Here is a 12154-nt window from a genome sequence, read left to right as displayed (position 1 = left end):
GGGGTACGACACCCCCCGGCGCGGGGGTACGTACCCCCGCGCCGGGGGGTACGGAAATTACTGGGCTCTCCGGCATTCCTGCAGGTTGTGCCGTACCCCCCGGCGCGGGGGTACGGAAGTTGGCGAGCTCGGGCATCCGGAAGTTATCCACAGGCGGCACCGGCAGCTTCGCCTTCTTCGCGGCAGCCCTCTGAGCAGCGACTTTGTCGCAGTGGACCTTGAGGGCAGTCCTCACCGCATTGAGCCAGGCGTCGAACTCCGCTTCGCGCTGGTCCTTCTGCTCCTTCGTCTCGCCCTTCGGCGCACGGTTCATCCCGTACCAGGCCGCCATCGACTGCGGGCCGCGGTATCCGCGCGGCGGCGTCTGGTGGACGATGTACCGGTTGCGGCTGACCAAGCCGGACGTGGAACGGATCACCTCGACAGCGCCGAGAACCTCCAGCTGCAGCATGTACTTGCTGACACCCTCCGGCTTCTTCAGCTGAAGGATGCGGGCTAGGGAGGTCAGACCGGGCCACACCTCGTTGTCGTCCCTGCTGACGTTGACGTGTGCGACCATCCCCCAGTAGAGCGTGCGAGCGTCGTTGTCGGCGCCGGACAGGAGCACCCAGTCGCCGACCTGGCTGAACGGGGCACGCCGGCCGAGAGCGACTTCAAGGTCCTCATCAAGCTCGGACGGATCCGAGATGAAGCTGGAACTCATCGCGCTGCCTCCGATCCGGTGGCGAGCACCAGGAGCAGCCCGGCCTGAACGGCCGGGTGGTGGGAGGGGCGGATCTGGGCATGGATGTGGTTCTGCATGCCCCTAGAGGCCGGAAATCCGGGGTCGGTGTGACCTGAGTAGGGGTGACGTGCGTCACCGAAGGGCGTGGCCGGGACGACACGGCGACGCCGGGGGGCGGGGTGGAACAACGGGGCGCTACCTCTCGAAAGGCGTCGCCACCGGCCGGACCTTCGGGATAGCCCTAGCGAGCGAGAGACGGGTGTCTCTCGCTGAAGCCGGGGTACCTTTGGTACCGTCGGAGACGACTGAGTAGACAGCTGAGCAGCCCCCAGACGCCAATCTTGGGCTGCTTTTGCTGTTTCTGGACCTTGGTGACGCCCGTGCGGGCGACCGGATCAGCTTATTCGTCTCCCGGATTCCTCGGACCGTTCAGGTTCCGCGTGTCGGCTGGACAACTCGGCCTCCGCGCGGAGCAGCTCGTCCAGTGCCTGGTCGGCCGACAGCTTGGTGTCCTTGGCGTCGTCCCACCGGCTGAGCGTGGACGCTGCCGAGCGGAGCAGGCCGTTCGGAAGACCTGCGGCGGCCATCGTGTCCGCCGCTTCCTCCAGCTCGGGGCCCCACCGCCAGCCCCGGGCAGCGGTCTTGCCGATGTAGTCCGTCTCCGTCAGGTACGAGCCGGCCCGCTGGCCGGCGACGTCGAGCAGCGCCTGGTTGACACCGTGCTCCCGAGCGAGACCGTAGGACAGCGCGGCCAGCACCCTGGAGACCTTCTGGAACGCGGTGTAAGACACCTTCAGCGCGCTCGCCTGCCCGATCTCCTCGCCCAACATGTGGGTCGACACCGCAGTACCGGAGAAGAGCCGCTCGACCACCCCGACCTCGTCCACCGGCCCGGAGAGGTACAGCCGGGGCCGCTTCGTACCGACCGGCGGTGAGCCGACCACCGCGCCGTCGACCACCGCGCGGGCCGTCCCGCCGAGCAACTGCGCGATCCGCGCCGCCCGCTGCGGACTGATCGCGTTCGCTTCCACGTACAGGCCGGTGAACCCGAGCCCGGCCACGTCTCGCGCGACGGCCTCCGCCACAGCCGGCGGGCACAGACTGAGCACCACGTCCGCCCGAGCCACCAGCTCATCCAGCGTGGGCGCCGCGGTCAACCCGAATCGATCCGCCCTGGCCACAGTCGCGTCGCTGCGCTCCTGCGGGCACCACAGGACCTGGCCGCAGTTTGCGAGGGCGCACCCCGCGACAGCCGCGCCCATACTCCCGGGATGCAGGACACCGAGCGTGATCCGTCGATCCGTCATCGGGCACCTCCACGGACGTGGTCCAAGGCGTCCAGGATGTCCAGCGCGATGTAGTCCGGCTCCGCGCCTCCGGGCCACGGCCGGCCGTGGGAGACCCAGACGGTGCGCAGTCCGGCCGCGCGGCCGCCGACTACGTCCAGCGCGGCGTTGTCCCCCACCATCCAACCGCCCCCCGCGAGGCTGCGCCCCACGCTTGCGGCAGCCGTTTCGAAGATCGACAAATCAGGCTTGCGGGTGCCGGCCTCCTCGGAGATGCACATCCCGTCGACCAGGTCGTCGATGCCGCTCGACTTCAACTTGGCGCGCTGGATCTCGCCGCCGCCGTTGGTGACGACGACAACCTTCCACCCGCCGGTCCTGACCGCCTTCAGCGCGTCCGGCACGCCGGGGAAGGGGCGGACCGTTGCCGGGAACTCCGCGTTGTAGCGGGCCCACAGCTGATCGGCGGGCGCCGGCAACGGCAGCTCGGCGCACAGGCCCTCGAACGTCTGCAGATCCGTGCGGATCCGCATGGCGCCCAGGATCCGGCGCTCGACATCTGGACCCAACCCGTGGGCGGCGCAGTATCCGGAGATCCATGCCGTCACCGCGGCGAGGCGGTCGATCAGCGTGTCGTCGAAGTCCAGCATCAGCAGCCGCTGCTCGCGCTTGGCGAGCGCCTGGCGGATCCGCTCAGAAGCCTGCTTGGGTGATGCCGCGTCCGTGCGGACAACCAGATCGAACCGGAAACCGGCATTGGCCTCCAGATCGGCCTGTGTGGCATCCCAGGCGGCCAGACGCGCAGCGGTGTCCGTGTCACCCCGTCCTGCGGACCGCTCGGCCGTCGACTCCCTCGGGCACCAGAGCAGCACCGTCAGCCAGTCGGCAGGGTAGCCGTCCAGCACCGCCCGCACCCCTTCGACCTGCCCCAGGTGCATCACCGGCACCCCGGCCTCGAACGCCGCTTCCAGCCCCGGCCGGTCCGTCACGTAGGTGCTGTCGTACCTGCTGTTCTCGTAGACCACGGCACCCGCCGTGGCACGCAGCTCGGCGAGGAGCTCCGGCGTCCCCATCCGGTAACCGGCCGCCCGGCCGGGTCCGACCTTCACCCGGGAGAACAGGCCGAAGGCGGGGTCCAGTGCGGAGAGTGCTCGCGTCACGGTGTCCTTGCCGGAGGCTGGAGGCCCGTAGAGGAGCACTCCGCGCTGGCGGTTCATGCGCGCACCGCCGCGAGAGCGTGCCGCGCCTGGTCGGCCAGCGAAATTGCCGAGCCCATCCGGTTGTCGACCAGCAGGTGCGGCACCACCGGGCGCAGGTCTACGTCGACTGTTGCCATGTACTCGTCCCACCGGGAGAGCTTCCAGGCGTCGCGCGCCGCGGATCGGAAGCTGATGTATTCGCGCATCGACTCCGGATCGCACCGGACCCAGATCGGGAAGACATCCACCCCCTGGGCTCGGCACCGGTTGCTGAGCCGGGTCATCCACTCCTCGGAGGCCATCTCCGTGATGAACGGGGCGGACAGCACGGTGGAGATTCCGCAGTTGATGTTGGCGTAGGCCGCCTGCATCAGACAGTCGTACTCGACGGCGCGCACCTGCTCGCGGTACAGCGAGGTGTGGCGATCGTTCCGATCTCCGCCGAGGGCGACCAGGAGCTGTTCGACGAGCGGTCGGGTGAGCGGATCCTTGTCCAGCAACGGCCAGCCGGTCAGTTGGGTCAGGAAGCGGGCGAACTCCGTCTTGCCGCTGCCAGCGAACCCCCCGACCAGGATGATGACCGGGCGGTGCGGGTCTCCTCCCGTGTGCCGGCGCTTCCATGCGTCCATGATCCGCCGCTGAAGTCCGTAGCTGTCCGCTTCGGCGGACCCCGCCGAGATCTGGAGCAGCGCCCGTTCGACGGCAAGGACGTGGTTCCCGGTGAGCTTGTCGTCCAATGGCGTTAGCTCGAACCGACTGTCCTCACCTGGCAGGGCGCTGCGGAAACCCAGCTGGGGTTCGGTGGCCCGGTACAGCAGGCAGTACGCCCGTCGGTAGTGCGGGCCCGGGTACACGTCGCCCTGCTCGTGCTGGCTGAGCGTCTGCGGGTACGCAGCCGGGATCCCCTTCAGGCCGGCCTTCTCCGCGACGTCGCGCAGCCGCTCGCCAGCCTGCTCCAGTGTCAGGCCGTGGGCCTCACGTTGCTCCCTCAGCATCTCGGGGCGCCACCCGAGCCGGTTCTTCGCCATATCCCCCGCCTGTGTATTCGCCATGCTCGGAGCCTATGAGCAGAGCGCCGAATTCCATGTTGATGCAGATGTTGAAAACGCGTTGAGCTGCACGTTCACGGATCTCATGATGCGGATGCGATGTTGGTCTGACGCTCCACCAGCTGTGATTAGTCATGTCGGGACGGGCTCGACACAGGAGGTGGGAGCAGTGGTGGACCGGACGGCACCCGAGTCAGTCTTCCTGCGACCTTTGCTGCTCAAGCGTCTCGACGCGGCTCGTCAGCTCGGCGAGCTGCTGGACCAGCGCCTCGATGCTCGCGGGAGCTGGAGCAGTGCCGACTTCCGGCTGACGAACGAACGACCCGAGCCCCTGCTGGGAGTAGATCGCCTTGCTGCTCCGAAGCTCGGAGAGGGCGCGCTGCACGGTCCCGGGCGCTACGTCGTAGTGAGCAGCGAGTTCTCGGGTGCTGGGCAGTTTGTCTCCTGCCTTGAGCCGCCCTAGACGGATCTGGTCCAGCACGTCCTGGACGATCCGCTGGTAGGGCTGGGCGAACTGATCTGTCATGAGCCACATCGTAGGCCCGCCTTCCTTGCATGAATAGCTTCATTGACCTAGTTGACACAGCAAAACTGTACCAGCTAAGTTGGCTAAGCCGACAAGGTCCGAAGGGGCCGAGAACGCAAAAGGGCCCCAGGTCGGTGCTCGCAACACCGTCCTGGGACCGCTTCGAATCGACTCTCGTGGGAGTGATCCGCATGTACATCATGACCGATTCGGTGGAGGCCGGACCCAGTGTCCCCGTCGCCAAGAAGCAGGCCGATAGGAGCATCGCCGGGCTGCAGGACCAGTACGACGGCAAGGTGCTCGCCCTGGTGGTGCGCGACCTCGCACCCGTCGACCCGAAGGCTGGCGAGGGCACCGTGATGGAGCTCGTCACCAAGGTTTGGGAGCTCGCCGAGCGCCACGCGGCCACCGCCGGGCGCACCACCTGGGCCCACCTCTCCTGGTTCGCCCACCACGTCGTCGCCACCCGCACCACCGAGCAGATGGCGGGGTGCTGACCATGGCGCAGCAGACGTCGCCGCAGACGGCGGAGCAGGCTCGGGCGGTCGCGGAGCGCGCCGGGGCGTTCCACACCGCGATCCACCAGGCCCGCACGCCGGACCAGATTCGCGAGGTCTGCGTCACCGCGTCCGCGGACTACAACGCCCGCAACAAGCCGGCCGAGAAGGAGGTGTCCCGGTAATGGGTATCAAGTCCCTCCTGGGTCTCGGCTCCAGCAGCAGTTCCTCCGGCGAGTCCGGCTCCGGGACGTCGACCCGCACGAGCGGGATGTCGACCACCGGCTGGCACCGCACCGACGCGCAGACCGCCCTGCGTCACCACCGCGAGGCGCAGGCCCCGGTCGGCCCGGCGGGTACGGACCGGGACGGGCGCCGGGTTTCCGGCACCCTCCGGAACTTCGGCCGCCCGTACCGCCGCGAGGACGGGGGTGTGCGGTGACGACCAGCCACCCCTGCCACCTCTGCCGCGCCTTCAGCAACGGCGACGGCAAGGACAAGAAGGCGCCGAGCCCGGCCCCCAGCCCGACGGGGGGTGGCCGGTGACCGCCGAGGAAGCCCAGCGTCAGCAGCAGGACGAGCAGCTCCGGCGGATGCGCGAGGACCAGGCCCGCCGGGACGCGGCGAAGGCCGGCGGCTCCGGCTCCGGCCAGTAGCTCCCCTCCCTCCCCTCTTTTTCACAGTTCGGCTTCCCGCCGCCTGCCCTCGGAACCGTTCTGGCATGCCCATGCCGGAACGGCGCCGGGAGTGGGCGCCGGGCCCGCCAGGGCCCAGCACCCGACGCACCACCACGACGCACCCGGAAGTCCGGCCCGAGGGGGCCAGGCCAAGGAAGTGCCCGCCTACTTCACAACTCCACAGCGAGCCAACTGAGAACCACTCAGAGAACGGCCCCGAGGCCTGCGAGCGTGACGCCGCCCCGGGGTGCACCACCCGACTGCTTCCGCAGCACCTTCGGCACGGGGACACCGCCGCCCCGATCAATCCAGGCGCGTCCGACCCGGCAACCAGCCGGGCGGTAAGCGGCCGACCAGCCCTCCTTCGGCACGAGGGCCCGGCCGTCACGCACCCCGCACCACCGAACCCCGCCGCTTCACCCCGGCGCTTTCGACGGCCAGCCAGGCCGCGAGCGCCCCCGCCGCCACCGGCACGGCCGGGTGCGCACCGCTGATGCGGCGGGCACCCGGCCGCCAGACCTGCGGCCACCCGTACGAACTTTCCCGGCGCCGAACCGGCCCGGCAACCCGACACCCGTCAGGAGAAACCCTTGGTCACCAACCACATCGGGCCCGACGCCGTCATCCGCGGCCTCGTCATCCAGACCTCCACCGACACCACGGTCCGCGGCGCCCGGGGCGCCGTCGTCAACAGCGTCACCGGCAACGCCCGGATCAGCGGCACCGTCATCCAGGCCGGCGTCCTGAACAACCTGGACCTCCGCGACGACGAGAACGCCGCGCCCGGCACCGGCCCGCAGGCCCGCTGATCCGCCAGCGACCCCCCGTACGCCCGGCCGCCGGCCCGCACTCGCGGGGCCGGTGGCCGGGCGCAGGCCGCCCGCACCGCAGCTGCCCTGGCCCGCCGATGCCCCGGAGCTGCCCTGACCGTACGGCCGCCCCAGTGGCGCCCGCACGGGCCAGGGGAGCCCCGGGACCACCCAGGTCCCCTCCACCACAAAGAAGGAGGCCACCCGTGTTCGAGCGTCTGCGCAAGGCCGTCACCGACACCGTCGTCGAGGTCAAGGGCCACCGCGAGTTCACCCGCGACATCAAGGCCGCCGTCAAGAGCGGCGACCGGGAGGCTGCCGAGGTCTTCCGCACCGGCAGCCTCGCCGCCGCGCTGACCACCCGGGGCCTCGACGCCCGCGGCGAGGAGATCACCACCTACGTCGACAAGGTCATCGCCGCCGACGGGAGCCCCGACCGCGTCCTCTGGCTCCGCCGCCGCTGACGACGGCAGCCCGCCCGGCCCGACCGCGGCCACCCGCCCCGTTCCGTCCTGCCCCGGCCCGCCGAGCGCAGGACGGAGCCTGCGGCGGAGACCGGCACCCGCACCCGACCACGACACCACCACTCGGGAGGACCCCGTTGTTCCGTCTGATCCGCGCCCGCACCTGGACCGAGACCCGGTGCCGCCTGGCTGACACCGAGTACGAGCTGGAGGCCGCCAACCTGATCCTCGCGGTCCAGGCCTCCGGCTGGACGCCCCCGCTGGCGCCCTTCGCCGGGGACCTGGCCGCCGTCCTTCGCCACGTCGACACCGGCGTGCGCGAGGAGGCCGAGATCCGCGCCGCCGACCACGCCGAGCAGCACCTCGACCCGACCAACGCGCTCGGCCTGGCCATGGCCGAGCGGTGGGCCGGCTACCCCGACGGCACCGCCGTCCACTACCTCGGCGCCGGCCGTTGGCTGCACCACCACCCCGGCCACACCGTGCTCCACACCCAGCGCTCCGCCCGCGCCGGAAGCGATGCGCGGACCGTCCTGCTGCACAGCGGCAGCCGGCTGCCCGAGCAGGTGCGCAGCCTGGTCGACCTGCTGGAGCTGCTCGCCGCCTGCCGCTGCGGCGACGACCGCCTGCCGCACGCCCCGCAGGCCTGACCCACCACCAGCCCCGTCCGTGCAGCGGCGCCCGCACGCCGCCGCCGGCCTTCCCCGGCCGGCGGCGGCACGGCCCCGCCCGCGCCCGCATCCGTCCACTCCCAAAAAGGGGGAGCACCATGCACCACCAGCAGCTGATCCTCTGCTTCTTCGTCGCCGCCACGGCCGTCCCGGCCCTGGTGCTGCTGCTCTGGGCCATCAAGCAGCACCGCCAGAAGACCGAGGCCGAGGGCCGGGCCCCGGCCGAGGAGGCCGACGCCACGCTCGGGCGCTGGAACGCCCGCGACACGGACCCGGCGGCGTTCATGGCTGAGCGGATCCGCAGGGCGGCGGGCAGCGATGTCTGACACCACCGACACGAGCACGAGCACGGGCACGTTCGGCCTGTTCGCCACCGCCGCCGGACCGGGCGGCGTGGAGATTATCGACGCCGAGATCGTCGAGGACGACACGCCGCCCGCCGACGGAGGCGGACAGCCGCCGACGGGGGGACGCCGGATCGACACCCCGCCCCCGCCCTCGTCGCCGCCGCCCGCCCCGCCAGCGCCCGAGCCGGACTGGGCGCACTACGCCGCCGCCGCGGCCGCCGCCGCGGCCCACTACCAGGCCCCGCCGCCGCACGTGCCCATCCCGCCCCAGTACAGCTACCCCGACCCGGGGTCGGTCGTGCCGGTGGAGGTGGTGGCCCCGCAGCCCGTGCCGGTGATGGTGGTCGCCCCACCCGCCGAGCCCGAGCCGTTCTGGGACTTCTCCTGGCTGCAGCTGGCCGCCAACTCGACCGCCGCGGCGCTGGCCGCCGTCCCGGCCTGGCTGCTCCACCAGCACCTGCCGGCCATCACCGGCTCCTACGGCGCCGACGCCGCCGTGGCCGTCGCGCTGCTGTGGGGCGGCAAGCGGTCCCTGCGCTCCCTGGCCCTGGTCGGCGTCGCCTACTACGGCTGCGCCGCCTTCCACGCCACCACCGCCACCACCGCGGCCGTCGAGCTGGCCGCGATCGCCCTGCCGCTCGTCGGCGCTAAGCGGGCCGAGGTCACGCTGCCGCGCCGCACGGCGGTGTGGATCCCGATCCTGGCCGGCTGCCTGTCGCTGCCGGCCGTCACCGACGCCGTCACCTGGCTCACCACCGCATTCACCGGAGGACACTGATCATGGACGTCACCCTCGGCACCTACGCCGCCGTCTTCGGCCTGACCGGCTGGCAGCTCGCCCGTACCTACGGCATCCCGATCCCGAAGATCGGCGGCAAGGGCGGCGGGAACTTCGGGCGCAGCGGCGACGCCGACCACGGCGCGCTGATCCCCTACGCCATCGGCACCGGCTTCGGCACCCTGTGCGGGCTGTGCGCCGGCGGCATCCTGGGCGGCCTGGGCTGGCTCGGCTACAAGGCCTCCGTGTGGGGCGGGCAGCTGTCCCTGTGGGGCAGCACCGGCGCCGACTCCACCGCCCAGTTCCACGGCGCCGACGCCGTTCCGGTCGGCGGTGGCGGCGCGCTGCTGCTGTTCGTCGTCGCGGTCGTGCTGGCCGGCGCCCGCAAGTCGGCCAAGGGCGCGGCGGGCCCGCGGACCCCGGGCAGCACGGCCTCGGGCCTGGACAAGTGGAAGGTCCGGCTCGGTTTCGTCAACGGGACCGCCCTGGCGGCCATCCCGCTGGTCACCTACTACGCCAACGAGGCCCTGTCCAAGGGCGGCCAGGCCGCCCTGGACGCCCTGAACCACCTCGCCTCCACCCGCTGAGACCTGACCCGAGAAAGGGGGGACCCGCCCGTGAGTATCGAGCTGCGCATGGAGCCGGGCGAGGACGAGATCCTCGACGGCGAGCTCCTGGACGACGACGACCCGGGCCCGCGCCCGGCCGAGCCCCAGCCGCAGCCGCGCCCGCGGTCGTGGTGGCGGCGCCAGTACGACCACGTCCCGGCCGGCCTGCGCGTGCTGGCCGCCGAACGCGGCGCCTGGCTGTTCGTCACCGAGGACCACCTGAGCGACCGGGCGGTGGCCCTGCACATCCTCAACACGCGCCACCAGGCGTGGGAGCAGGACCGTGGTGCGGAGCACGCCATGCTGGCCGGCCGCGCCGGCCAGGAGCTGGCCGCCGCCAACACCTCGGGGGCTGCGGCCCGGGCCCAGGGCGTCACCCCGGCCGGCCACACCGCGGCCAAACGGTCCGAGCTGGCCGCCCGCACCGCCGCCGCCCAGTGGGAGCAGAAGGCCGCCGCCGTGCTGGCCCTCACCTACACCGGGCACGCGCCCGTCACCCCGGGCGAGATCGGCGACCACCGCCGGCACCTGTCCCACCGGCGCCGCGTCCGCCTGGCGCTGATGGTGCTGGGCACCTACGGGATCCCCGCCCTGACCGGCGGCCTGCCCCTGCTCGCGGTGGAGGGCGCGGCCACCGGAGCGCTGGTGGTCCTCGCCGCCTGGGGCAAGAGCCTCATCCCCCAGTGGCGCTCCGGCCGCCGCGCCGACCCCGAGCTCGCCTACCCGCTGCCCGACGGCGCCCTGCTGACCGCCCCCACCGACCAGCCGGCCGCCGGGGACCAGGTTGCCGGGGACCAGCCGACCGGCCACGGCCCCGGCGCCGGCGGCACCGCTTCGCCGGCCCCGCCGGCGCCGCCGAGCGGCGACCCGTACCCGATCCGCCAGGTCCACAACGTGCAGCAGGCCACCGAGTGCATCCACCTGGCACTGCTCGCCGAGGGCCTGGCGGTCGGCCAAGTCACCGACGTCACCCAGGAGCGGTGGGGCTGGCGCGCCATCGCCCACCTGACGAAGGGCAAGCCCGCCGACCTGGTCGCCAAGATCGCCGACCTGGACGTGCTCCTCGGCGTGCGCCAGGGCGGCGTGATGCCCCAGCCCCAGAAGGCCGCGGCCGGCTCCGTGGTGCTGCGGATCATCACCGGCGACCCGTTCGACCCGATGCCGCCCCACCCCGTCTACCCGCCGCTCTCGAACAGCATCCTCAAGCCCATGGCGCTCGGCCCCTCGATGGACGGCGACCTCACCCGGATCACCCTGGCCGGGCAGAACATCCTGGTCATCGCCGACTCGGGAGGCGGCAAGTCCGCGATCGTCCGCAACCTGGTCGACTACATCACCAGCTGCACCGACGCCGTCGCGTGGGACATCGACCCCACGGGGCGCGGCTTCGGCCCGCTGCGCCGCCTGGCCGACCGCCGCGCCTACACCGAGGAGGAGATCGACGCTCTCCTCGACGAGGCGATCGCCATGGCCAAGCACCGGGCCCGCGAAATGGGCGACGACGTCGACAACTGGCAAGTCACCGACGACGCGCCGGCCGGGTTCGTGGTCATCGACGAGCACCCGCAGCTGACGAAGACGCAGAAGGCCAAGGTGATCAAGCTGGTGCGGATCGGCCGCAAGGCCCGGTGGACCGTGGTCCTGATCTCGCAGGACGCCACCTCGGACGTGGTGGGTGATGCGATCGCCGACGCGTTCGGCATCCGGGTCATGCTGCCCTGCCGCAAGGCGGACGTGCCGCTGGTCGTCGGCTCCGACACCGCGATCTCCGAGGGCTGGATGCCGCACCGCCTCACCCCCAGCCCCGGTGACTGGGACCCCGCCGACGCCGGCACCTTCTACATCATCGCGCCGGGCTTGAAGGATCCGATCCTGCGGCACGCCACCCACATGGACGCCGCGACCGCCACTCTCCGTACACAGGAGCGGCTCGCTGCCGGCGTCACGACCTTCGATGCCAGGCCCGCCGAGGACGAGGACCTCCCGCAGATCCTGCTGGCGATCCGGACCGCGTTCGAGCGCGTCGGTGATCCCGAGTTCCTGACCACCGACCAGGTCTTGGACCACCTCGCCACCACCGGAGACGAGTGGCGCAAGTGGGACGACAAGGAGCCCGTGGACCGCCGCCGCGAGGGCGGCAAGAAGATCGCCCGGGACCTCAAGAAGGCTGGCGTCACCGACCTCACCACGGTCCGCCGGTTCGACCTCGACGGCGAGAACCCTCCGTCGGGCTACTGGCTCAGCAGCGTCGAAGCGGCGTTCACCACCCTGCCCGACGAGCACTCAGCGTAGCCGTGTGACGGCCTGGCTGATCTGTGTCGCGATCCGTGGCCGATCCGTGCTGATCCGTAGCTGATCCGTGCCGGACACGGATCAGCACGGATCGCCCACGGATCACGAAACGGATCGTGACCTGCGGAAACAGATCACACGGATCAGATCCGCGCACCCCCCGGAAACGGCCCCGACACCCCGGATCGGGGCCGTTTCCGCCCCCTCGCCACCCCAGAGCGCCGTGC

Annotated in this window: 15 protein-coding genes; 10 read left to right on the top strand and 5 right to left on the bottom strand. The window is 71.7% G+C overall.

What is annotated here, in order from left to right:
* The 5 genes from ACWGKU_RS29470 to ACWGKU_RS29450 all read right to left on the bottom strand — a co-directional run.
* The coding region (locus tag ACWGKU_RS29470; RefSeq protein WP_452191636.1) for a hypothetical protein at positions 1-703 on the bottom strand (703 nt) is incomplete at its 3' end.
* 416 nt (positions 704-1119) lie between these two features.
* Positions 1120-2031, bottom strand: coding sequence for a DUF1932 domain-containing protein (locus tag ACWGKU_RS29465; protein ID WP_452178714.1), 912 nt, complete (start codon positions 2029-2031; stop codon positions 1120-1122).
* Positions 2028-3227 (bottom strand): HAD hydrolase-like protein, encoded by a 1200-nt coding sequence (locus tag ACWGKU_RS29460; RefSeq protein ID WP_452178715.1) that lies wholly within the window; start codon positions 3225-3227, stop codon positions 2028-2030. Before ACWGKU_RS29460 ends, ACWGKU_RS29465 begins: the two co-directional genes overlap by 4 nt.
* On the bottom strand, positions 3224-4261 hold the full coding sequence (locus tag ACWGKU_RS29455; RefSeq protein ID WP_452178716.1) for an AAA family ATPase: 1038 nt from the start codon (positions 4259-4261) through the stop codon (positions 3224-3226). The genes ACWGKU_RS29460 and ACWGKU_RS29455 overlap by 4 nt, the downstream gene beginning before the upstream one ends.
* 190 nt (positions 4262-4451) lie before the next feature.
* Complete coding sequence (locus tag ACWGKU_RS29450) at positions 4452-4784, bottom strand: GntR family transcriptional regulator (RefSeq protein WP_452178717.1); 333 nt, start codon at positions 4782-4784, stop codon at positions 4452-4454.
* A gap of 191 nt (positions 4785-4975) precedes the next feature.
* On the opposite strand from ACWGKU_RS29450, the gene ACWGKU_RS29445 reads away from it, so the two are divergent.
* The 10 genes from ACWGKU_RS29445 (at position 4976) to ACWGKU_RS29400 (ending at position 11927) form a co-directional block, all read left to right on the top strand.
* Complete coding sequence (locus ACWGKU_RS29445; RefSeq protein WP_452191635.1) at positions 4976-5281, top strand: hypothetical protein; 306 nt, start codon at positions 4976-4978, stop codon at positions 5279-5281.
* 2 nt (positions 5282-5283) lie between these two features.
* A complete protein-coding gene (locus tag ACWGKU_RS29440) occupies positions 5284-5466 on the top strand; it encodes a hypothetical protein (protein ID WP_452178719.1) in 183 nt (60 codons plus the stop codon).
* Entirely contained in the window at positions 5466-5723 is a 258-nt protein-coding gene (locus ACWGKU_RS29435; protein ID WP_452178720.1) for a hypothetical protein, read from the top strand. Before ACWGKU_RS29440 ends, ACWGKU_RS29435 begins: the two co-directional genes overlap by 1 nt.
* An 825-nt stretch (positions 5724-6548) precedes the next feature.
* A complete protein-coding gene (locus ACWGKU_RS29430) occupies positions 6549-6767 on the top strand; it encodes a hypothetical protein (RefSeq protein WP_452178721.1) in 219 nt (72 codons plus the stop codon).
* 206 nt (positions 6768-6973) lie between these two features.
* A complete protein-coding gene (locus tag ACWGKU_RS29425; protein ID WP_452178722.1) occupies positions 6974-7231 on the top strand; it encodes a hypothetical protein in 258 nt (85 codons plus the stop codon).
* 137 nt (positions 7232-7368) lie between these two features.
* Positions 7369-7881, top strand: coding sequence for a hypothetical protein (locus ACWGKU_RS29420; protein WP_452178723.1), 513 nt, complete (start codon positions 7369-7371; stop codon positions 7879-7881).
* A 119-nt stretch (positions 7882-8000) separates the two neighbouring features.
* Positions 8001-8228, top strand: coding sequence for a hypothetical protein (locus ACWGKU_RS29415; protein WP_452178724.1), 228 nt, complete (start codon positions 8001-8003; stop codon positions 8226-8228).
* Positions 8221-9027: a hypothetical protein gene (locus ACWGKU_RS29410; protein WP_452178725.1), complete on the top strand. Its 807-nt coding sequence runs from the start codon at positions 8221-8223 to the stop codon at positions 9025-9027. The genes ACWGKU_RS29415 and ACWGKU_RS29410 overlap by 8 nt, the downstream gene beginning before the upstream one ends.
* A 2-nt stretch (positions 9028-9029) precedes the next feature.
* Positions 9030-9614, top strand: coding sequence for a hypothetical protein (locus ACWGKU_RS29405; protein ID WP_452178726.1), 585 nt, complete (start codon positions 9030-9032; stop codon positions 9612-9614).
* 30 nt (positions 9615-9644) lie between these two features.
* The gene (locus tag ACWGKU_RS29400) at positions 9645-11927 is read left to right on the top strand and encodes a hypothetical protein (protein ID WP_452178727.1); all 2283 of its coding nucleotides are present in this window, start codon (positions 9645-9647) and stop codon (positions 11925-11927) included.
* The last annotated feature ends 227 nt before the right edge of the window (positions 11928-12154 follow it).

The organism is Kitasatospora sp. NPDC054768 (assembly GCF_053612025.1).
Note: the sequence above shows the minus strand (reverse complement) of the source record. Positions and strands in the feature narration are given on the sequence as shown.

What these genes read in the sequence shown, in the direction of transcription:
- ACWGKU_RS29465 (WP_452178714.1), bottom strand. Translation starts at nt 2,031, where the DNA reads ATGACGGATCGACGGATCACGCTCGGTGTCCTGCATCCCGGGAGTATG.
- ACWGKU_RS29460 (WP_452178715.1), bottom strand. Translation starts at nt 3,227, where the DNA reads ATGAACCGCCAGCGCGGAGTGCTCCTCTACGGGCCTCCAGCCTCCGGC.
- ACWGKU_RS29455 (WP_452178716.1), bottom strand. Translation starts at nt 4,261, where the DNA reads ATGGCGAATACACAGGCGGGGGATATGGCGAAGAACCGGCTCGGGTGG.
- ACWGKU_RS29450 (WP_452178717.1), bottom strand. Translation starts at nt 4,784, where the DNA reads ATGACAGATCAGTTCGCCCAGCCCTACCAGCGGATCGTCCAGGACGTG.
- ACWGKU_RS29445 (WP_452191635.1), top strand. Translation starts at nt 4,976, where the DNA reads ATGTACATCATGACCGATTCGGTGGAGGCCGGACCCAGTGTCCCCGTC.
- ACWGKU_RS29440 (WP_452178719.1), top strand. Translation starts at nt 5,284, where the DNA reads ATGGCGCAGCAGACGTCGCCGCAGACGGCGGAGCAGGCTCGGGCGGTC.
- ACWGKU_RS29435 (WP_452178720.1), top strand. Translation starts at nt 5,466, where the DNA reads ATGGGTATCAAGTCCCTCCTGGGTCTCGGCTCCAGCAGCAGTTCCTCC.
- ACWGKU_RS29415 (WP_452178724.1), top strand. Translation starts at nt 8,001, where the DNA reads ATGCACCACCAGCAGCTGATCCTCTGCTTCTTCGTCGCCGCCACGGCC.
- ACWGKU_RS29410 (WP_452178725.1), top strand. Translation starts at nt 8,221, where the DNA reads ATGTCTGACACCACCGACACGAGCACGAGCACGGGCACGTTCGGCCTG.
- ACWGKU_RS29405 (WP_452178726.1), top strand. Translation starts at nt 9,030, where the DNA reads ATGGACGTCACCCTCGGCACCTACGCCGCCGTCTTCGGCCTGACCGGC.